This is a genomic window from Citrobacter sp. 50677481, from assembly GCF_001463265.1.
GTDB lineage: Bacteria > Pseudomonadota > Gammaproteobacteria > Enterobacterales > Enterobacteriaceae > Citrobacter_A > Citrobacter_A sedlakii.
Genome location: NZ_LNHZ01000027.1, coordinates 356,975 through 373,728 on the forward strand (window position 1 = coordinate 356,975; position 16,754 = coordinate 373,728).

17 protein-coding genes and 1 pseudogene are annotated in these 16,754 nt (G+C 52.5%); 15 read left to right on the plus strand and 3 right to left on the minus strand.

Translation table 11 applies throughout. The features are described from left to right. Positions 1 to 115: 115 nt before the first annotated feature. From APU02_RS07455 to APU02_RS07490, 8 genes and pseudogenes are all read left to right on the plus strand, one after another. The gene (locus APU02_RS07455) at positions 116 to 997 is read left to right on the plus strand and encodes a LysR family transcriptional regulator (RefSeq protein ID WP_060569678.1); all 882 of its coding nucleotides are present in this window, start codon (positions 116 to 118) and stop codon (positions 995 to 997) included. A 463-nt stretch (positions 998 to 1,460) separates the two neighbouring features. After that, positions 1,461 to 1,829 (plus strand): Fe-S cluster assembly scaffold SufA, encoded by a 369-nt coding sequence (gene sufA / locus APU02_RS07460; RefSeq protein WP_042282717.1) that lies wholly within the window; start codon positions 1,461 to 1,463, stop codon positions 1,827 to 1,829. Positions 1,830 to 1,837: 8 nt separating this feature from the next. After that, the gene (gene sufB, locus APU02_RS07465; RefSeq protein ID WP_060569679.1) at positions 1,838 to 3,325 is read left to right on the plus strand and encodes a Fe-S cluster assembly protein SufB; all 1,488 of its coding nucleotides are present in this window, start codon (positions 1,838 to 1,840) and stop codon (positions 3,323 to 3,325) included. Positions 3,326 to 3,334: 9 nt separating this feature from the next. Next, complete coding sequence (gene sufC / locus APU02_RS07470; protein WP_060569680.1) at positions 3,335 to 4,081, plus strand: Fe-S cluster assembly ATPase SufC; 747 nt, start codon at positions 3,335 to 3,337, stop codon at positions 4,079 to 4,081. Beyond that, positions 4,056 to 5,326 (plus strand): annotated as a pseudogene (gene sufD / locus APU02_RS07475) (Fe-S cluster assembly protein SufD). The gene sufC and the pseudogene sufD overlap by 26 nt, the downstream one beginning before the upstream one ends. After that, the gene (gene sufS, locus APU02_RS07480) at positions 5,323 to 6,543 is read left to right on the plus strand and encodes a cysteine desulfurase SufS (RefSeq protein WP_060569681.1); all 1,221 of its coding nucleotides are present in this window, start codon (positions 5,323 to 5,325) and stop codon (positions 6,541 to 6,543) included. Before sufD ends, sufS begins: the two are co-directional and overlap by 4 nt. Positions 6,544 to 6,555: 12 nt before the next feature. Continuing rightward, a complete protein-coding gene (gene sufE, locus APU02_RS07485) occupies positions 6,556 to 6,972 on the plus strand; it encodes a cysteine desulfuration protein SufE (RefSeq protein ID WP_060569682.1) in 417 nt (138 codons plus the stop codon). 131 nt (positions 6,973 to 7,103) lie between these two features. After that, entirely contained in the window at positions 7,104 to 8,099 is a 996-nt protein-coding gene (locus tag APU02_RS07490; RefSeq protein ID WP_060569683.1) for a L,D-transpeptidase family protein, read from the plus strand. A gap of 68 nt (positions 8,100 to 8,167) precedes the next feature. Here APU02_RS07490 and lpp read toward each other — a convergent pair whose 3' ends face one another. The 3 genes from lpp to APU02_RS27075 all read right to left on the minus strand — a co-directional run bounded on the left by lpp (position 8,168) and on the right by APU02_RS27075 (position 10,328). After that, positions 8,168 to 8,404 carry a murein lipoprotein Lpp gene (gene lpp, locus APU02_RS07495; protein ID WP_001082307.1) on the minus strand — a complete coding sequence of 79 codons (237 nt, stop codon included), beginning with the start codon at positions 8,402 to 8,404 and terminating at the stop codon, positions 8,168 to 8,170. 309 nt (positions 8,405 to 8,713) lie between these two features. Further along, positions 8,714 to 10,126: a pyruvate kinase PykF gene (gene pykF, locus APU02_RS07500; protein ID WP_042282731.1), complete on the minus strand. Its 1,413-nt coding sequence runs from the start codon at positions 10,124 to 10,126 to the stop codon at positions 8,714 to 8,716. A gap of 7 nt (positions 10,127 to 10,133) precedes the next feature. Continuing rightward, positions 10,134 to 10,328 carry a hypothetical protein gene (locus APU02_RS27075; RefSeq protein WP_248316086.1) on the minus strand — a complete coding sequence of 65 codons (195 nt, stop codon included), beginning with the start codon at positions 10,326 to 10,328 and terminating at the stop codon, positions 10,134 to 10,136. Here APU02_RS27075 and APU02_RS07505 point away from each other — a divergent pair. From APU02_RS07505 to APU02_RS07535, 7 genes are all read left to right on the plus strand, one after another. Further along, positions 10,302 to 10,505, plus strand: coding sequence for a hypothetical protein (locus tag APU02_RS07505; protein ID WP_131729035.1), 204 nt, complete (start codon positions 10,302 to 10,304; stop codon positions 10,503 to 10,505). The genes APU02_RS27075 and APU02_RS07505 overlap by 27 nt on opposite strands. Positions 10,506 to 10,649: 144 nt before the next feature. Further along, positions 10,650 to 11,672 (plus strand): ATP-binding cassette domain-containing protein, encoded by a 1,023-nt coding sequence (locus APU02_RS07510; RefSeq protein WP_060569684.1) that lies wholly within the window; start codon positions 10,650 to 10,652, stop codon positions 11,670 to 11,672. Further along, the gene (locus APU02_RS07515; RefSeq protein ID WP_060569685.1) at positions 11,665 to 12,333 is read left to right on the plus strand and encodes a methionine ABC transporter permease; all 669 of its coding nucleotides are present in this window, start codon (positions 11,665 to 11,667) and stop codon (positions 12,331 to 12,333) included. Before APU02_RS07510 ends, APU02_RS07515 begins: the two co-directional genes overlap by 8 nt. Positions 12,334 to 12,352: 19 nt before the next feature. Beyond that, positions 12,353 to 13,165, plus strand: coding sequence for a MetQ/NlpA family ABC transporter substrate-binding protein (locus tag APU02_RS07520; RefSeq protein WP_060569686.1), 813 nt, complete (start codon positions 12,353 to 12,355; stop codon positions 13,163 to 13,165). A gap of 158 nt (positions 13,166 to 13,323) precedes the next feature. Then, positions 13,324 to 13,533: a fumarate hydratase FumD gene (fumD, locus tag APU02_RS07525; protein ID WP_042282732.1), complete on the plus strand. Its 210-nt coding sequence runs from the start codon at positions 13,324 to 13,326 to the stop codon at positions 13,531 to 13,533. Positions 13,534 to 13,997: 464 nt separating this feature from the next. Beyond that, entirely contained in the window at positions 13,998 to 14,624 is a 627-nt protein-coding gene (locus APU02_RS07530) for a ferredoxin-like protein (RefSeq protein WP_060569687.1), read from the plus strand. 20 nt (positions 14,625 to 14,644) lie between these two features. After that, entirely contained in the window at positions 14,645 to 16,747 is a 2,103-nt protein-coding gene (locus APU02_RS07535; RefSeq protein ID WP_042282735.1) for an aldehyde ferredoxin oxidoreductase, read from the plus strand. Positions 16,748 to 16,754: the final 7 nt, after the last annotated feature.

Below are 16,754 nucleotides of genomic sequence, written 5' to 3' on the forward strand. Positions count from 1 at the left end.
ACCTTTTGCAGATGAAGTGTTGTCTTAAGGCTACGCATTTTAAGTCAATCCCGATCTGTTAGAATTCCTTAAACAGGACATGCTGAGTTTCATAAAACGATCGGATGGAGGTAAAGTGGACAGAGTGATGGCGGCGACGGTATTTAATCACATCTGTGATTTAGGCAGTATGAGCGCCGCGGCGCGAGCGCTCGGACTTTCCAGACCGATGGTCAGCCGCTATCTTGAGGAAATGGAAAAATGGGCTGGCGCACGACTGATCCACCGTTCTTCACGCAGGCTCACCATCACGCCTGCTGGCGAAGAGGTCCTGCTAAAGACCCGCACGTTGGCGCAGCTTTCTCAGGGCATTGGCGCGGCTGCGGCGGGAGGTATGCCTTGCGGAACCTTGCGTGTCGCCTGTGCCCATTTTACGGCGATGCATATTCTTGCGCCGGTACTGCCAGCATTTTTAACCCGCTACCCGGATCTGCGGATTGAAGTCGAGATTAATAACCAGCCCGTGAGTCTGGTTGGGGAACGAATCGATCTCGCTATCCGTATTACCGACGCGCCGGAGCCGGGTACTATCGCTCGTCGTCTTGGCAGCTGTGAGTCAGTGCTTTGCGCATCGCCTGCTTATCTGAAACAGCATGGTACGCCACAAACACCGGACGACCTTACCCGTCATAACTGCCTTTATTACAGCGGGTTTGCCGGGAAATCCTGGCGCTTTCTTGATGCCCGCGGTGAGGCGGTTTCTGTCGCGATAAAAGGTAACCTCAGCGCCGGGATTTCCTCGCTTTTAGGCGAGGCGGCGTTGGCAGGAATGGGCGTGGCGTTGATACCGGAAAAAGAGGCGCGAGAAGGGTTAACAAGCGGTGCGCTGGTGCCTTTGCTGCCCGGGCATCAACCCCGGCCTTTGCCGGTGTACGGCTTGTATCTTTCCCGCGCGCACCAGTCGGCGGGGCTACGACTGCTGCTGGACGCGGTGAAAGACATACTCTCAGTAAACTGAAGAAATTGATCCGCCATACAAAATGCGCGGATCGCAATTAGTGTTAAAACTGATCGCTGACGATATGAGAATATTCTTAAAGCCCCTTCAAGAGCTAAGCCATTGCGAGTGCCGGAGATAAGCGCCGGATGGGGCGGGAACCCTTAAGGCTGTGATGAACAGCCTTAAGGGTTTTTTTCTTTGCGACAATCACGCGCCACTGCCTATCCGTGAAATAGACATTTTCTATACATCTTTCCTTTTTTGACCACCCTGGTCGATGATTTTTTCTGAACGCTTTATTTTTCAAAGAATTGCAAAAAACTCACCCTGACTTATAACCCGCGTAGCAAGGTCTATGCTTAATAAAAGCCGTTAAAAAGGGTGATTAAGGGGAATGCCCCTGCTGTTGAGGGGTTGAAGTGATAATCATTATCACTAACATGGTGTTATAGCCTGATGGCTCATTACGCGAGGTCATTCTATGGAATTGCATTCAGGAACATTTAACCCAGACGATTTTGCCTGGCGCGGATTAACGCTAACCCCTTCGGCGGCCGCGCATATTCGCGAACTGGTGGCCAAACAGCCGGGAATGCTGGGCGTGCGCCTGGGCGTTAAACAGACCGGCTGCGCTGGCTTTGGTTACGTGCTGGATACGGTCAGTGAGCCTGAAAAGGACGATCTGCTGTTCGAATACGAGGGCGCGAAACTTTACGTCCCGCTTCAGGCGATGCCGTTTATCGACGGGACGGAAGTCGATTATGTCCGGGAAGGATTAAACCAGTTATTCAAATTTCATAACCCGAAAGCCCAGAACGAATGCGGCTGTGGCGAAAGCTTTGGGGTATAGGCGGTACTATGTCTCGTAATACTGAAGCAACTGACGATGTCAAAACCTGGACCGGCGGCCCGCTGAACTACAAAGAAGGTTTCTTTACCCAGTTACAAACTGATGAGCTGGCGAAAGGAATTAACGAAGACGTGGTGCGCGCGATCTCTGCAAAACGTAACGAACCAGAGTGGATGCTGACCTTTCGCCTCAATGCCTACCGGGCATGGGTAGAAATGGCTGAACCGCACTGGCTGAAAGCCCACTACGATAAGCTGAATTATCAGGATTACAGCTATTACTCTGCGCCGTCATGCGGTCACTGCGACGACACCTGCGCATCACAGCCGGGAGCGGTTCAGCAAACGGGCGCCAACGCGTTCCTCAGTAAAGAGGTTGAGGCCGCGTTTGAGCAGCTTGGCGTGCCTGTGCGCGAAGGGCGGGAAGTGGCGGTCGACGCTATTTTTGACTCCGTTTCAGTCGCCACCACCTACCGGGAAAAGCTGGCGGAACAAGGCATTATTTTTTGTTCTTTCGGCGAGGCGATCCATGATCACCCGGAACTGGTGAAGAAATACCTTGGTACGGTAGTCCCCGCGAACGATAACTTTTTTGCCGCGCTAAACGCCGCCGTGGCGTCAGACGGTACCTTCATTTATGTGCCGAAGGGCGTACGTTGCCCCATGGAGCTTTCTACCTATTTTCGCATTAACGCGGAAAAAACCGGGCAATTTGAACGCACCATCCTTGTGGCGGATGAGGGCAGCTACGTCAGCTATATCGAGGGATGTTCAGCACCGGTGCGCGACAGCTATCAGCTACACGCCGCAGTCGTGGAAGTGATCATCCATAAAGACGCCGAAGTGAAGTATTCCACGGTGCAGAACTGGTTCCCGGGTGATAACAACACCGGCGGGATCCTCAACTTCGTTACCAAACGCGCGTTGTGCGAAGGGGAAAACAGCAAAATGTCGTGGACCCAGTCGGAAACCGGCTCGGCGATCACCTGGAAATACCCGAGCTGTATTCTGCGTGGCGACAACTCGATTGGCGAGTTTTATTCCGTGGCGTTGACCAGCGGGCACCAGCAGGCCGATACCGGCACCAAAATGATCCATATCGGCAAAAATACCCGCTCGACCATCATTTCGAAAGGGATCTCCGCCGGACACAGCCAGAACAGCTATCGTGGGCTGGTGAAAATCATGCCGACGGCGACCAATGCCCGCAACTTTACCCAGTGCGATTCAATGCTGATCGGCGCGGACTGCGGGGCGCATACTTTCCCGTACGTCGAATGCCGTAATAACAGCGCCCAGCTCGAGCACGAAGCGACCACATCGCGGATCGGTGAAGATCAGCTGTTCTATTGCCTGCAGCGCGGTATCAGCGAAGAAGATGCGATCTCGATGATCGTCAACGGCTTCTGTAAAGACGTGTTCTCCGAATTGCCGCTGGAGTTTGCCGTCGAAGCACAAAAACTATTAGCTATTAGCCTTGAACACAGCGTCGGTTAAGGAAGTATCATGTTAAATATTAAAGATTTACAGGTCAGTGTCGAAGACAAAGCGATCCTGCGTGGGCTGAACCTCGAGGTTCGTCCCGGCGAAGTGCACGCAATCATGGGACCGAATGGTTCCGGTAAAAGCACGCTTTCCGCGACGCTGGCAGGACGCGAAGATTATGAGGTAATCGGCGGTTCCGTCGCGTTTAAAGGTAAAGATCTGCTGGCGCTGGCGCCGGAAGAGAGAGCCGGTGAAGGCATTTTCATGGCCTTTCAGTACCCAGTGGAAATTCCCGGCGTCAGCAATCAGTTTTTCCTGCAAACGGCGCTAAACGCGGTGCGCAGCTATCGCGGCCAGGAGACGCTGGACCGTTTTGATTTTCAGGACCTGATGGAAGAGAAAATCGCGCTGCTGAAAATGCCGGAAGATCTGTTGACCCGCTCGGTCAACGTGGGATTTTCCGGCGGCGAGAAAAAACGCAACGACATTCTGCAAATGGCGGTGCTGGAGCCGGAGCTGTGCATTCTGGATGAGTCGGATTCCGGGCTGGATATTGATGCCCTGAAAATCGTCGCCGATGGCGTGAATTCCCTGCGGGACGGCAAGCGCGCATTCATCATCGTTACGCACTATCAGCGCATCCTTGACTATATCAAACCTGATTTTGTCCACGTCCTGTATCAGGGGCGGATTGTGAAGTCTGGCGATTTCACCCTGGTCAAACAACTGGAGGAGCAGGGATATGGCTGGCTTACCGAACAGCAGTAATGCGTTGCAGCAGTGGCATCATCTGTTTGAAGCCGAGGGCGAGTCGCGTTCCACCCAGGCGCAACAGCACTTACAGCAATTACTGCGACTGGGCCTGCCGACGCGGAAACATGAAAACTGGAAATACACGCCGCTGGAAGGATTAATCAACAGCCAGTTCGTCAGCCGCTTCGCGGACATAGGGACGGCGCAGCGGGATGCGTTGGCGCTACAAATTGATGCGCTGCGTCTGGTTTTTGTTGATGGGAAATTCAGTCCGACGCTGAGCGACAGCTGTGAAAATAGCGGCTTTGACGTTGCGATCAACGATGAGCGCCAGACGCTGCCTGACGCGGTGCAGCCGGAGGTGTTTCTGCATCTCACCGAAAGCCTGGCGCACAGCGTAACCCATATCCACGTTAAGCGTAATCAGCGTCCTGACAAGCCGCTGCTATTGATGCACATTACGCAGGGGGTGGGCGACGATGAGGTGAACACCGCTCATTATCGTCATCATCTGGAACTGGCGGAAGGCGCAGAAGCAACGGTCATTGAACATTACGTGAGCCTCAATGACGCGCGACACTTTACCGGCGCGCGTCTGACAATGAATGTGGCAGCCAACGCGCATCTGCATCACGTGAAGCTGGCGTTTGAAAATCCGTTAAGCCATCACTTCGCCCATAATGATATTTTAATGGCGGCGGACGCCTCGGCGCACAGCCACAGTTTTCTGCTGGGGGATGCGGTACTGCGTCATAACACCAGCACCCGGCTGAACGGTGAGAACACGACGCTACGAATCAACAGCCTCGCGATGCCGGTGAAAAATGAAGTCTGTGATACCCGCACCTGGCTTGAGCACAACAAAGGCTATTGCAACAGCCGTCAGCTGCATAAAACCATTGTCAGCGATAAAGGGCGCGCGGTCTTCAACGGTCTGATTAACGTTGCCCCGTACGCGATCAAAACCGACGGTCAGATGACCAACAATAACCTGCTGCTGGGTAAACTCGCGAGGTGGATACCAAACCGCAGCTTGAGATTTACGCCGACGACGTGAAGTGTAGCCATGGCGCGACGGTGGGGCGCATTGACGATGAACAGATGTTCTATCTGCGCTCGCGCGGGATCGGCCAGCAGGACGCCCAGCAGATGATTCTCTATGCCTTTGCCGCTGAACTGACGGAAGCCATCGGCGACGAGGCGCTGAAGCAACAGGTTCTGGCGCGAATCGGCCAGCGCCTGCCGGGAGGCAGAGCATGACATTTTCTATCGACAACGTGCGTGCGGATTTTCCCGTGCTTACGCGAGAAGTCAACGGTCTGCCGCTGGCGTACCTTGATAGCGCCGCCAGCGCGCAGAAGCCCAGTCAGGTTATCGACGCGGAGGCGGAATTCTACCGCCATGGCTATGCGGCGGTGCATCGCGGTATTCATACTCTGAGCGCCCAGGCGACGGAACGAATGGAGAACGTTCGCAAACTGGCGTCGCTGTTTATTAACGCCCGCTCAGCGGAGGAACTGGTGTTCGTTCGCGGCACCACGGAAGGCATCAATCTGGTGGCCAACAGTTGGGGGCCGGAAAACGTTCACCGTGGCGATAACATCATTATCAGCGAAATGGAGCACCACGCTAATATTGTGCCCTGGCAGATGCTATGCGCACGCGTGGGGGCTGAACTCCGGGTAATCCCGCTCAATACTGACGGAACGCTCCAGCTTGAAAGTCTGCCATCGCTGCTGGACGAGAAAACCCGCCTGCTGGCCATTACCCATGTTTCGAACGTGTTAGGCACCGAGAACCCGATCGCTGAAATCACCGCGCTGGCCCATCAGTACGGGGCTAAAGTCCTGGTGGACGGCGCGCAGGCGGTCATGCACCACCCGGTCGATGTTCAGGCGCTGGACTGCGACTTCTACGTTTTTTCCGCGCATAAACTGTACGGCCCGACCGGTATCGGCGTGCTGTACGTAAAAGACGTCATCCTGCAGGCGATGCCGCCGTGGGAAGGGGGCGGCTCAATGATCGCTACGGTCAGCCTGACCCAGGGCACCACCTGGACGAAAGCGCCGTGGCGTTTTGAGGCGGGTACGCCGAATACCGGAGGAATTATCGGTCTGGGCGCCGCGCTGGAGTATGTCTCAGCGCTGGGGCTGGAAAACATCGGCGAGTATGAACAGAATTTGATGCATTACGCGCTGGCGCAACTGGCGGCGGTGCCTGACCTCACGCTGTACGGCCCGCTTAACCGGCTTGGCGTGATCGCGTTTAATCTCGGTCACCATCACGCCTATGATGTCGGTAGTTTCCTTGATAACTACGGTATTGCTGTCCGTACCGGACACCATTGCGCTATGCCGCTGATGGCGTTTTATCAGGTTCCGGCGATGTGTCGCGCGTCACTGGCAATGTATAACACCCATGAAGAAGTGGATCGTCTGGTGACTGGGCTGCAGCGTATTCATCGCTTACTGGGATAACAGGGAGGCACTATGGCCGCGTTGCCGGATAAAGAGAAGCTATTACGTAATTTTCAACGTTGCGGGAACTGGGAAGAAAAGTACCTGTATATTATCGAGCTGGGTCAGCGACTACCGATGCTGTCTGAAAACGATCGCGTTGCTGATAATAAAATTGAGGGCTGTCAGAGCCAGGTCTGGATTGTGATGCGCCAGAACGGGCAGGGAGTGATTGAGCTTGAGGGCGACAGCGATGCGGCCATCGTAAAGGGGCTGATTGCGGTGGTGTTTATTTTGTATCACCAGATGACGCCGCAGGATATTGTTAATTTTGATGTCCGCCCGTGGTTCGAAAAAATGGCGCTCACCCAACATCTCACCCCGTCCCGCTCCCAGGGGCTTGAAGCGATGATCCGCGCGATTCGCACGAAAGCTGCAACTCTTAGCTAAACTTAACAGACGGACGCTGTAAAATACCTGACAGGACGCAGGTGCGTCTTGTCAGGCTTGCAGGTTCGCGAGCCTCGTAGTCCGGATGCGGCATTCACTGCCGTCCGGCATCAACGCCAGGGGGGTGACATATGAAACGCGCGTCTTTATTAACACTTATGCTTATCGGCGCTTACAGTGCTTTACAGGCTGCCTGGGCGGTGGATTATCCACTGCCGCCGGCAGGAAGTCGTCTCATTGGTCAGAATCAAACGTATACGGTGCAGGCGGGGGATAAAAATCTCCAGGCCATCGCCCGTCGCTTTGATACCGCCGCGATGCTCATTCTGGAGGCTAACAATACCATCGCTCCGGTGCCGAAACCCGGTACGTTAATCACTATCCCGTCGCAAATGCTGCTGCCCGACGCGCCGCGTGAAGGGATCATCGTGAATCTCGCAGAGCTACGTCTGTACTATTACCCGCCGGGGGAAAATATCGTGCAGGTCTATCCTATCGGTATTGGTCTGGAGGGGCTGGAAACGCCGGTGATGGAAACGCGGCTAGGGCAGAAAATACCGAACCCGACGTGGACGCCGACAGCGGGCATCCGCAAGCGCTCTCTTGAGCGGGGAATAACCCTGCCTGCGGTCGTCCCTGCCGGGCCGAATAACCCGCTTGGACGCTTTGCGCTGCGTCTGGCGCATGGAAACGGTGAATACCTTATCCATGGCACCAGCCAGCCGGACAGCGTCGGGCTGCGCGTCAGCTCCGGCTGTATTCGTATGAATGCGCCAGACATTAAAGCGCTGTTCGCTTCCGTACGAACCGGAACGCCGGTTAAGGTCATCAACGAGCCGGTGAAATACGCCGTTGAGCCGAACGGTATGCGGTATGTTGAAGTTCACCGACCGCTGTCGCCGGAAGAGGAACAGAATGTGCAGACCATGCCGTATGTTCTGCCTGCCGGTTTCACCCAGTTCAAAGCGATGAAAGAGGTCGACAATACGCTGGTGGACAAAGCATTGTATCGGCGCGCCGGGTATCCGGTAGCCGTTTCTTCCGGACAGACGCCAGCGGTGGCGGCAACCCCCGTGGTACAGTCAGCGCAGAATGGTGGGTTAACGCAAGAAACGCAAACGCAGTAGCAGGAAAGGCAAACGAAGGGCAAAAAAAATGGCGCACAATGTGCGCCATTTTTATTACGCAGGTACTATTACTTACGGTATTTAGTAGCCTGGTTGTCCAGACGCTGGTTAGCGCGAGCTGCGTCGTCTTTAGCAGCCTGAACGTCGGAACGCATTGCGTTCACGTCGTTGCTCAGCTGGTCAACTTTAGCGTTCAGAGTCTGAACGTCAGAAGACAGCTGATCGATTTTAGCGTTGCTGGAGCAACCAGCCAGCAGAGTAGAACCCAGGATTACCGCGCCCAGTACCAGTTTAGTACGATTCATTATTAATACCCTCTAGATTGAGTTAATCTCCATGTAGCGTTACAAGTATTACACAAAGTTTTTTAGGTTGAGAATATTTTTTTGATGAGAAGATGCTTATTTTTGATCGTTCGCTCAAAGAAGCATCGAAATGTCGGAATGTATCTAAAAAACTGAGGGAAAACAGGCTGCTTCCATCGGATTCGTCTTAGATAATCGGCAATTAGATAGTGAAATCCGATTTGCTTTTTTATTAATAGCGGCTATTGATGAAATAAAAAAAGCGCCGCGAGGGCGCTTTTTTAAACCAATTAATTCACTCAGGAATTATTACAGCACGTGAACAGAGGCGGTGTTAGTGGTGCCGCTCGGAACCAGCGCGCCAGAAACCATCACGACCACGTCGCCTTTCTGTGCCAGACCGCTCTGTTGGGCAACTTCTTTACCCAGGCGGTAGAAATCATCCGTAGAATTGATTTCTTTGACCAGCTGCGGCACAACGCCTTTACTGAGCACTAACTGACGCGCGGTCACTTCATTGGTGGTCAGCGCCAGGATGGTCGCATCCGGGAAGTACTTACGTACGGCGCGTGCAGATTTACCGCCCTGGGTCGCGACCACGATCAGCGGCGCTTCCAGTTTTTCAGCGGTTTCAACAGCACCACGGCACACGGCTTCAGTGATGCGCAGCTTACGGCTGTCGTTGTTGAAGTCCAGACGGCTGGTCATCACGCGGTCGGTACGCTCGCAGATGGTCGCCATGATAGAGACCGCTTCCAGCGGGTATTTGCCTTTCGCGGATTCGCCGGACAGCATGACGGCATCGGTTCCGTCGAGGATGGCGTTCGCCACGTCGCCAGCTTCTGCGCGGGTTGGGCGTGGGTTTTTGATCATGGAGTCGAGCATTTGCGTCGCGGTGATCACCACTTTACGCGCGCGGATACATTTTTCGATCATCATCTTCTGCGCGAAGATCACTTCTTCGACCGGGATTTCTACGCCAAGGTCGCCACGGGCAACCATGATGCCATCGGACGCTTCGAGGATTTCGTCGAAGTTGTTCAGGCCTTCCTGGTTTTCAATTTTGGAGATGATCTGGATGTTTTCGCCGCCGTGCGCTTTCAGGTGCTCACGAATCTCAACCACGTCAGAGCGCTTACGGATAAAGGATGCGGCAACGAAGTCAACGCCTTGCTCGCAGCCGAAGATCAGATCCTGTTTATCTTTTTCCGCCAGGGCTGGCAGGGCGATAGAGACGCCCGGCAGGTTTACGCCTTTGTTCTCGCCCAGGTCGCCGTTGTTCAGCACTTTACAAATCACTTTGTTGCCTTCGATGGCGGTCACTTCCATGCCGATCAGACCGTCGTCGACCAGTACGGTGTTGCCGACGGCGAGGTCAGCGGTGAAACCTTCGTAAGTTACAGCGACGATTTCGCTGTTACCCACAACGGATTTGTCAGTGGTAAAAGTGAAGGTCTGGCCTGCTTTCAGGGACACGTCGTTGCCGCCTTCCAGCTTGATGGTACGGATTTCCGGACCTTTGGTATCCAGCAAAATCGCGGCTTTCTTGCCGGTTTTACTCATGACGTTGCGCAGGTTCTGGATACGCTGACCGTGTTCTGCATAATCACCGTGAGAGAAGTTCAGACGCATGACGTTCATGCCCGCGTCCAGCATTTTGGTTAACATCTCTTCAGATTCGGTTTTCGGGCCGATGGTGCAAACAATTTTCGTCTTTTTCATGACAGTCTTAGTCTTTAAGTTGAGAAGGATATGGGAAGCTGGCTTCCGGCGCGCACCGCCAGGAAGCGAAACCGGTATTACGAAAGTGGTGATGCCTCGCTCTAAGGATAGGTGACATCGAAAAAGCGTGCAGAGGAATGTGTGCTTGTGTTTCAGCCCAACGGAAAGGGACGTTTTGTGTACGCTGAGTTTTACAGGCCAATGTGCTGAAACCATTCAAGAGACAGTTGGCGCGCATTATACGCTGTTTTTTTCCAAAAAGGAAAATGAAAACAGCGTTTCAAAATACATCTGGGCAGTTTCACAACAAACTGTATTTAAAGGAAACGTATTGCCCAAAATCATTCGCGCAATTTATGGTTCAGTTGCGCAACAATGAGATATTCCTCCTGGTTATAACCAAATTCTTTTTTATTCATTTCAATTTATTAGCGGCCTCACTACACTCGTTTGGACATCCATACTGCTAAATAGCGAACACGTTGTCGGGAAAACCATTCTCCGCAGCGGATACCGGAGCCTTATGATTGTCCTGAAAAATATCTCAAAAGTGTTTACGCCAGGCCGGCAAACTATTACCGCTGTCGATAACGTTAATCTGAAGGTCGAACAGGGGCAAATTTACGGCATTATTGGTTACAGCGGCGCCGGGAAAAGCACGCTGATACGCCTGTTGAATGGGCTGGAAAAACCCACGACCGGCAGCGTGACGATTAACGGTCATGATATTTCCGCCGCCAGCGGTGAAGCCTTGCGCCAGGCACGCCTTAAAATCAGTATGGTGTTTCAGCATTTTAATCTGCTGTGGTCGCGCACCGTCAGTGAAAACATCGCATTTTCAATGCAAATTGCGGGTGCGCCAAAAGCCAAAATCAAGGCGCGAGTGGCTGAACTGATTGCGCTGGTAGGGCTGGCCGGGCGAGAAAATGCCTATCCGTCACAGCTCAGCGGTGGTCAAAAGCAGCGGGTCGGTATTGCACGCGCGTTAGCAAACAATCCGGACGTTCTGCTGTGCGATGAAGCGACTTCCGCGCTCGACCCGCAGACCACCGACCAGATTCTGGAACTGTTACTCGATATTAACCGTCGCTTCAGGCTAACGATTGTCCTTATTACCCATGAAATGCATGTGGTGCGCAAAATCTGCGATCGCGTCGCGGTAATGGAGAACGGCAACGTGGTGGAGGAAGGTGACGTACTCAGCGTATTTACTCACCCGCAGCGACCCATTACCCGTCAGTTTGTCCGTCAGGTAGGGCAGTACGCTGATGAAGAAACCTTTAATCCCCAACTGGCAGGTGGGTTGGGCGGTACGGTCATTAAACTCACGTTTACCGGGCACAGCACCCATCAACCCATCGTCGGCGAGCTGACCCTGCGTTATGGTTTGCCGTTTAATATCCTGCACGGAAAGATGACGCAGACGGCGCACGGCGTATTTGGACAACTGTGGCTGCACGTGGCGGCTTCCGGGGAGCAACTGGCGAATATCCTGACCGATCTGCAAAACAGCGGCATTGAAGGTGAGGTCATTCAACATGACTGAGACACTGTTTCCGCATCTGAAATGGGAGCAACTTTTTGCCGCCACCCTGGAGACGCTCTTTATGACCGCGCTTTCCGGCATTGCGACCTTTGCGCTTGGACTCCTGTTGGGTCTGGCGCTGTTCTTAACGGCTCGCGGCGGGCTTTTTCAAAACCGCGCGCTGTATAGCATCATTTCACTGGCGGTGAATATTTTTCGCTCAATCCCGTTCATCATTCTGATCGTCCTGCTGATCCCCGTCACGAAGGCACTGATTGGTACTATTCTTGGCGCAAACGCCGCGCTGCCTGCACTGATCGTCGGCGCCGCGCCGTTTTATGCCCGCCTGGTCGAAATTGCGCTGCGCGAAGTGGACAAAGGGGTGATTGAAGCAACGCGTTCAATGGGAGCGCGTTTGAGTACCCTCATTTTTCGGGTTTTGCTGCCTGAATCATCACCCGCTCTGGTGTCAGGTATCACCGTGACGCTGATCGCGCTGGTTAGCTATAGCGCGATGGCTGGGGTGATTGGGGCTGGTGGTTTAGGGAATCTCGCTTATCTGGAAGGATTCCAGCGCAACCACAACGACGTCACGCTGGTGGCGACGATTACCATTCTGGCAATCGTCTTCATAATTCAGTTTTGCGGCGATGTGATCACTTCTCTGTTAGATAAACGCTAAAAATACGGAAACCCTCATCATGAAAAAATCGCTGACATTACTGGCTGCCGCCACCCTGAGCGCTATGAGCTTTGCGTCCTGGGCGGAAACCCTGACCGTTGGGGCATCTAACGTGCCACATGCTGAAATTCTCGAACAGGCGAAGCCGATTCTGGCTAAACAAGGCATCGAATTAGAGATCAAACCGTTTCAGGATTATATCCTGCCAAATACCGCGCTGGCCGGGCGCGAAATTGACGCCAATTACTTCCAGCATGTTCCTTACCTTAACAGCGTCCTGAAGGACCATGCGGATGATAAAACCTACGACTTCGTTAGCGCCGGTGCTATTCACATTGAGCCGATTGGGATTTATTCAAAAAAGGTCAAAACGCTGAAGGAACTGCCGGAAGGCGGCAAAATCATTATGCGTGACGCGGTATCGGAAGAAGGGCGTATTCTGTCAATCTTCGAAAAAGAAGGCGTTATAAAGTTGAAGCCGGGTGTGGATAAGGTCAGCGCGCGTATCAGTGATATCGTGGAGAACCCCAAAAAGCTGACATTCCTGCCTAACGTTGAAGCCGCGCTGCTGCCGCAGATGTATAACAATGATGAGGGTGACGCGGTGGTTATCAATGCAAATTACGCTATTGATGCAGGTCTGGATCCGGTCCACGATCCGATCGCCGTGGAAAGCGGCGAAAATAACCCCTACGCCAACATCATTACTGTACATCGCGGCGACGAGAAGAAAAAAGATATCGTGGCGCTGGTTAATGTACTTCATTCGAAAGAGATTCAGGACTGGATCCGCACGAAGTACAAAGGCGCGGTGATTCCGGTTAATCAGTAAAAATGTCTCCGATCGGCATCCGCCATTAACGGTCTGTGCAGACCCTGGCGGATGCCGGAATAGCGATCCGGTTAGTTAATTGATTTTCTTTAGCTTTTTGTCTTCATTCGTCAGGTGTTATATGCTGTAAGCATGTAGCCTGCAACGGAGAGACAAAAATGGGAAACCTGACAAAAGATGATGAACTGTACCGGGAGATGTGCAGAGTCGTGGGAAAAGTGGTGCTGGAAATGCGCGATCTGGGTCAAGAACCGAAGCATATTGTCATCGCCGGTGTTTTACGTACCTCACTGGCTAATCAGCGTATTCAACGCTCTGAACTGGAAAAACGGGCTATGGAAACGGTGATCAACGCGCTGGCAGGATAATCCATATAATAAGGGATGGCGGCATCCCTTATCAAAATTACTGGAAATTTTAAGCTGCAATACTGTATCGAATGTCAATAATATAATGCGTCAACGTTTAAACTGAGCATAACGCTATTTTTGACTGTCAGGGTTAATATTGGGAACAGCTTCACAATTAATTTGAAAATAATGAAATGCCGCTTCATCTCATCTAAATGAGAATAAATATCACTTCTTTTTTATTATTTCCCTTCCCCAATTTAGTTGATAACGATCAAAGTTATACATACGGAATAAACCCATTATTTATTTCGCCTAACCCTAAAGGATTAGTAAGTTTGCATTAAATCATGTCATTTATTCGATTCGGTTATGGCAGGAACTTCAGCTGTGGGAGACAACGTCAGGGCGCTGTTTGACGTATGAGAAATTGGCCTGGTTACGGTTGTCAACACTGCGTTTACGAAGAGGATGCGAAATTAATGAACCAGGTTGATCGTCCAATATTAAATCCAGGTTTAACGCGGCTGGAATTCTTGCGTTTGACGGGAAAAGGTCTGGCGGGGCTAACCATTGCCCCAGCGCTGCTGTCGCTTTTTGGCTGTAAGCAGGAAGATGTGGACAGCGGCACCGTCGGGTTGATTAACACGCCGAAAGGAGTACTGGTGACGCAGCGTGCGCGTTGTACCGGCTGTCACCGCTGTGAAATTTCCTGCACCAATTATAACGATGGCGCGGTGGGGACCTTCTTTTCCCGCATCAAAATTCACCGGAATTATTTCTTCGGTGATGAGGGTGTCGGTTCCGGCGGCGGCCTGTATGGCGATCTGAACTATACACCGGATACCTGTCGCCAATGTAAAGATCCACAATGCATGAATGTTTGTCCTGTCGGGGCGATCACCTGGCAGCAGAAAGACGGCTGCATTGCTGTTGATCATCGACGTTGTATTGGCTGTAGCGCTTGCACCACTGCTTGTCCCTGGATGATGGCCACCGTCAATAGCGAAACGAAAAAATCGTCAAAATGCATTTTATGCGGTGAATGCGCCAATGCCTGCCCGACCGGGGCATTAAAAATCATTGAGTGGAAAGATATTACTGTTTGAGTCTTACAAAGGAAAACATTATGGCTAACGGTTGGACAGGTAATATTTTACGGGTCAATCTTACTACAGGCGATATTACCCTTGAAGATTCCAGTAAATTTAAAAAATTCATCGGCGGAATGGGCTTCGGCTATAAGATAATGTATGACGAAGTGCCTCCGGGTACGAAGCCTTTTGACGAAAGTAATAAACTGGTATTTGCGACGGGACCGTTAACCGGTTCCGGAGCGCCCTGTAGCTCTCGCGTGAATATTACATCGCTTTCCACATTCACTAAGGGAAATTTGGTTGTTGATGCCCATATGGGGGGCTTTTTTGCGGCGCAAATGAAATTTGCCGGTTATGACGCCATTATTATCGAGGGCAAGGCGGCGTCTCCTGTGTGGATTAATATCAAAGACGAAAAGGTGACGATCGAGAAAGCCGATTTTTTATGGGGGAAAGGCACTCGCGCGACCACCGAAGAAATTTGCCGCATGACCTCCGCGGAAACCTGCGTGGCGGCAATTGGCCAGGCAGGTGAAAACCTCGTTCCGCTCTCTTGCATGCTTAACAGCCGCAACCATAGCGGCGGCGCCGGAACCGGGGCGATCATGGGATCGAAGAACCTGAAAGCCATTGCGGTTGAGGGCACAAAAGGGGTAAATATCGCCGATCGCAAAGAGATGAAACGTCTGAACGATTATATGATGACGGAACTGATTGGCGCGAATAACAACCACGTTGTACCAAGCACTCCGCAAGCGTGGGCGGAATATTCTTCTCCAGCCTCGCGCTGGACGGCGAGGAAGGGGCTTTACTGGGGGGCCGCCGAAGGCGGGCCTATCGAGACAGGCGAAATTCCCCCGGGGAATCAAAATACCGTCGGTTTCCGTACCTACAAATCCGTCTTCGATCTGGGTCCGGCCGCAGAAAAGTACACCGTCAAAATGAGCGGCTGTCACTCCTGTCCAATCCGCTGCATGACGCAGATGAATATTCCCCGGGTGAAAGATTTCGGCGTACCGAGCACCGGCGGCAACACCTGCGTGGCAAACTTTGTGCACACCACCATTTTTCCGAACGGACCGAAGGATTTTGAGGACAAAGACGATGGGCGCGTCATCGGTAATCTTATTGGCCTGAACCTGTTCGATGACTACGGTATCTGGTGCAACTACGGCCAGCTGCACCGTGATTTTACCTACTGCTACAGCAAAGGGGTCTTTAAACGCGTATTACCCGCCGAAGAATATGCGTCAATTCCGTGGGATCAACTGGAGGCGGGCGATCCTCATTTCATCAAGGATTTTTATTATCGTCTGGCTCACCGTGTCGGTGAACTCAGTCATCTCGCGGATGGTTCATATGCCATCGCAGAGCGTTGGCAACTGGGCGAGGAATATTGGGGCTATGCGAAAAACAAACTGTGGTCCCCGTTTGGGTATCCGGTACATCACGCTAACGAAGCCTCCGCGCAGGTCGGGGCGATTACTAATTGCATGTTCAACCGCGACTGCATGACCCATACGCACATTAATTTTATTGGCTCCGGTTTGCCGTTGAAACTTCAGCGAGAGGTGGCGGCAGAGCTGTTTGGCTCTGAAGATGCTTACGACGAAACCAAAAATTATACGCCGATTAACCCGGCTAAAATCCGTTACGCCAAATGGACCCTGCTGAAAGTCTGTCTTCATAACGCTGTCACGCTCTGTAACTGGGTCTGGCCGATGACGGTATCGCCGCTGAAAAGCCGTAACTACCGGGGCGATCTGGATCTGGAAGCGAAATTCTTTCAGGCGGTAACCGGTGACGAAACCACCCAGGCAAGCCTCGATCTGGCCGCTGAACGTATCTTTACGTTGCATCGGGCATACACGGTGAAACTGATGCAGACCAAAGATATGCGCAACGAACACGATCTTATTTGTTCATGGGTATTCGACAAAGACCCGGCTATTCCGGTCTTTACTGAAGGCACCGATAAGATGGATCGAGACGATATGCGCGAGTCGCTGACCCTGTTTTATCAGGAAATGGGCTGGGATCCTGAGCTGGGTTGCCCAACGCGTGACACGTTGATTCGGCTTGGACTGGATGACGTGGCGGCTGACCTGGCCGCGCAGAATTTGCTGCCAGCGTAAGGAAAGC

Excerpts from the sequence above, each read along its gene's own strand:
- sufS (WP_060569681.1), top strand. The coding sequence starts at position 5,323 with ATGACATTTTCTATCGACAACGTGCGTGCGGATTTTCCCGTGCTTACG.
- APU02_RS07530 (WP_060569687.1), top strand. The coding sequence starts at position 13,998 with ATGAACCAGGTTGATCGTCCAATATTAAATCCAGGTTTAACGCGGCTG.
- sufA (WP_042282717.1), top strand. The coding sequence starts at position 1,461 with ATGGAATTGCATTCAGGAACATTTAACCCAGACGATTTTGCCTGGCGC.
- sufB (WP_060569679.1), top strand. The coding sequence starts at position 1,838 with ATGTCTCGTAATACTGAAGCAACTGACGATGTCAAAACCTGGACCGGC.
- APU02_RS07520 (WP_060569686.1), top strand. The coding sequence starts at position 12,353 with ATGAAAAAATCGCTGACATTACTGGCTGCCGCCACCCTGAGCGCTATG.
- sufC (WP_060569680.1), top strand. The coding sequence starts at position 3,335 with ATGTTAAATATTAAAGATTTACAGGTCAGTGTCGAAGACAAAGCGATC.
- pykF (WP_042282731.1), bottom strand. The coding sequence starts at position 10,126 with ATGAAAAAGACGAAAATTGTTTGCACCATCGGCCCGAAAACCGAATCT.
- sufE (WP_060569682.1), top strand. The coding sequence starts at position 6,556 with ATGGCCGCGTTGCCGGATAAAGAGAAGCTATTACGTAATTTTCAACGT.
- APU02_RS07510 (WP_060569684.1), top strand. The coding sequence starts at position 10,650 with ATGATTGTCCTGAAAAATATCTCAAAAGTGTTTACGCCAGGCCGGCAA.
- fumD (WP_042282732.1), top strand. The coding sequence starts at position 13,324 with ATGGGAAACCTGACAAAAGATGATGAACTGTACCGGGAGATGTGCAGA.
- APU02_RS07515 (WP_060569685.1), top strand. The coding sequence starts at position 11,665 with ATGACTGAGACACTGTTTCCGCATCTGAAATGGGAGCAACTTTTTGCC.
- APU02_RS07535 (WP_042282735.1), top strand. The coding sequence starts at position 14,645 with ATGGCTAACGGTTGGACAGGTAATATTTTACGGGTCAATCTTACTACA.
- APU02_RS07490 (WP_060569683.1), top strand. The coding sequence starts at position 7,104 with ATGAAACGCGCGTCTTTATTAACACTTATGCTTATCGGCGCTTACAGT.
- lpp (WP_001082307.1), bottom strand. The coding sequence starts at position 8,404 with ATGAATCGTACTAAACTGGTACTGGGCGCGGTAATCCTGGGTTCTACT.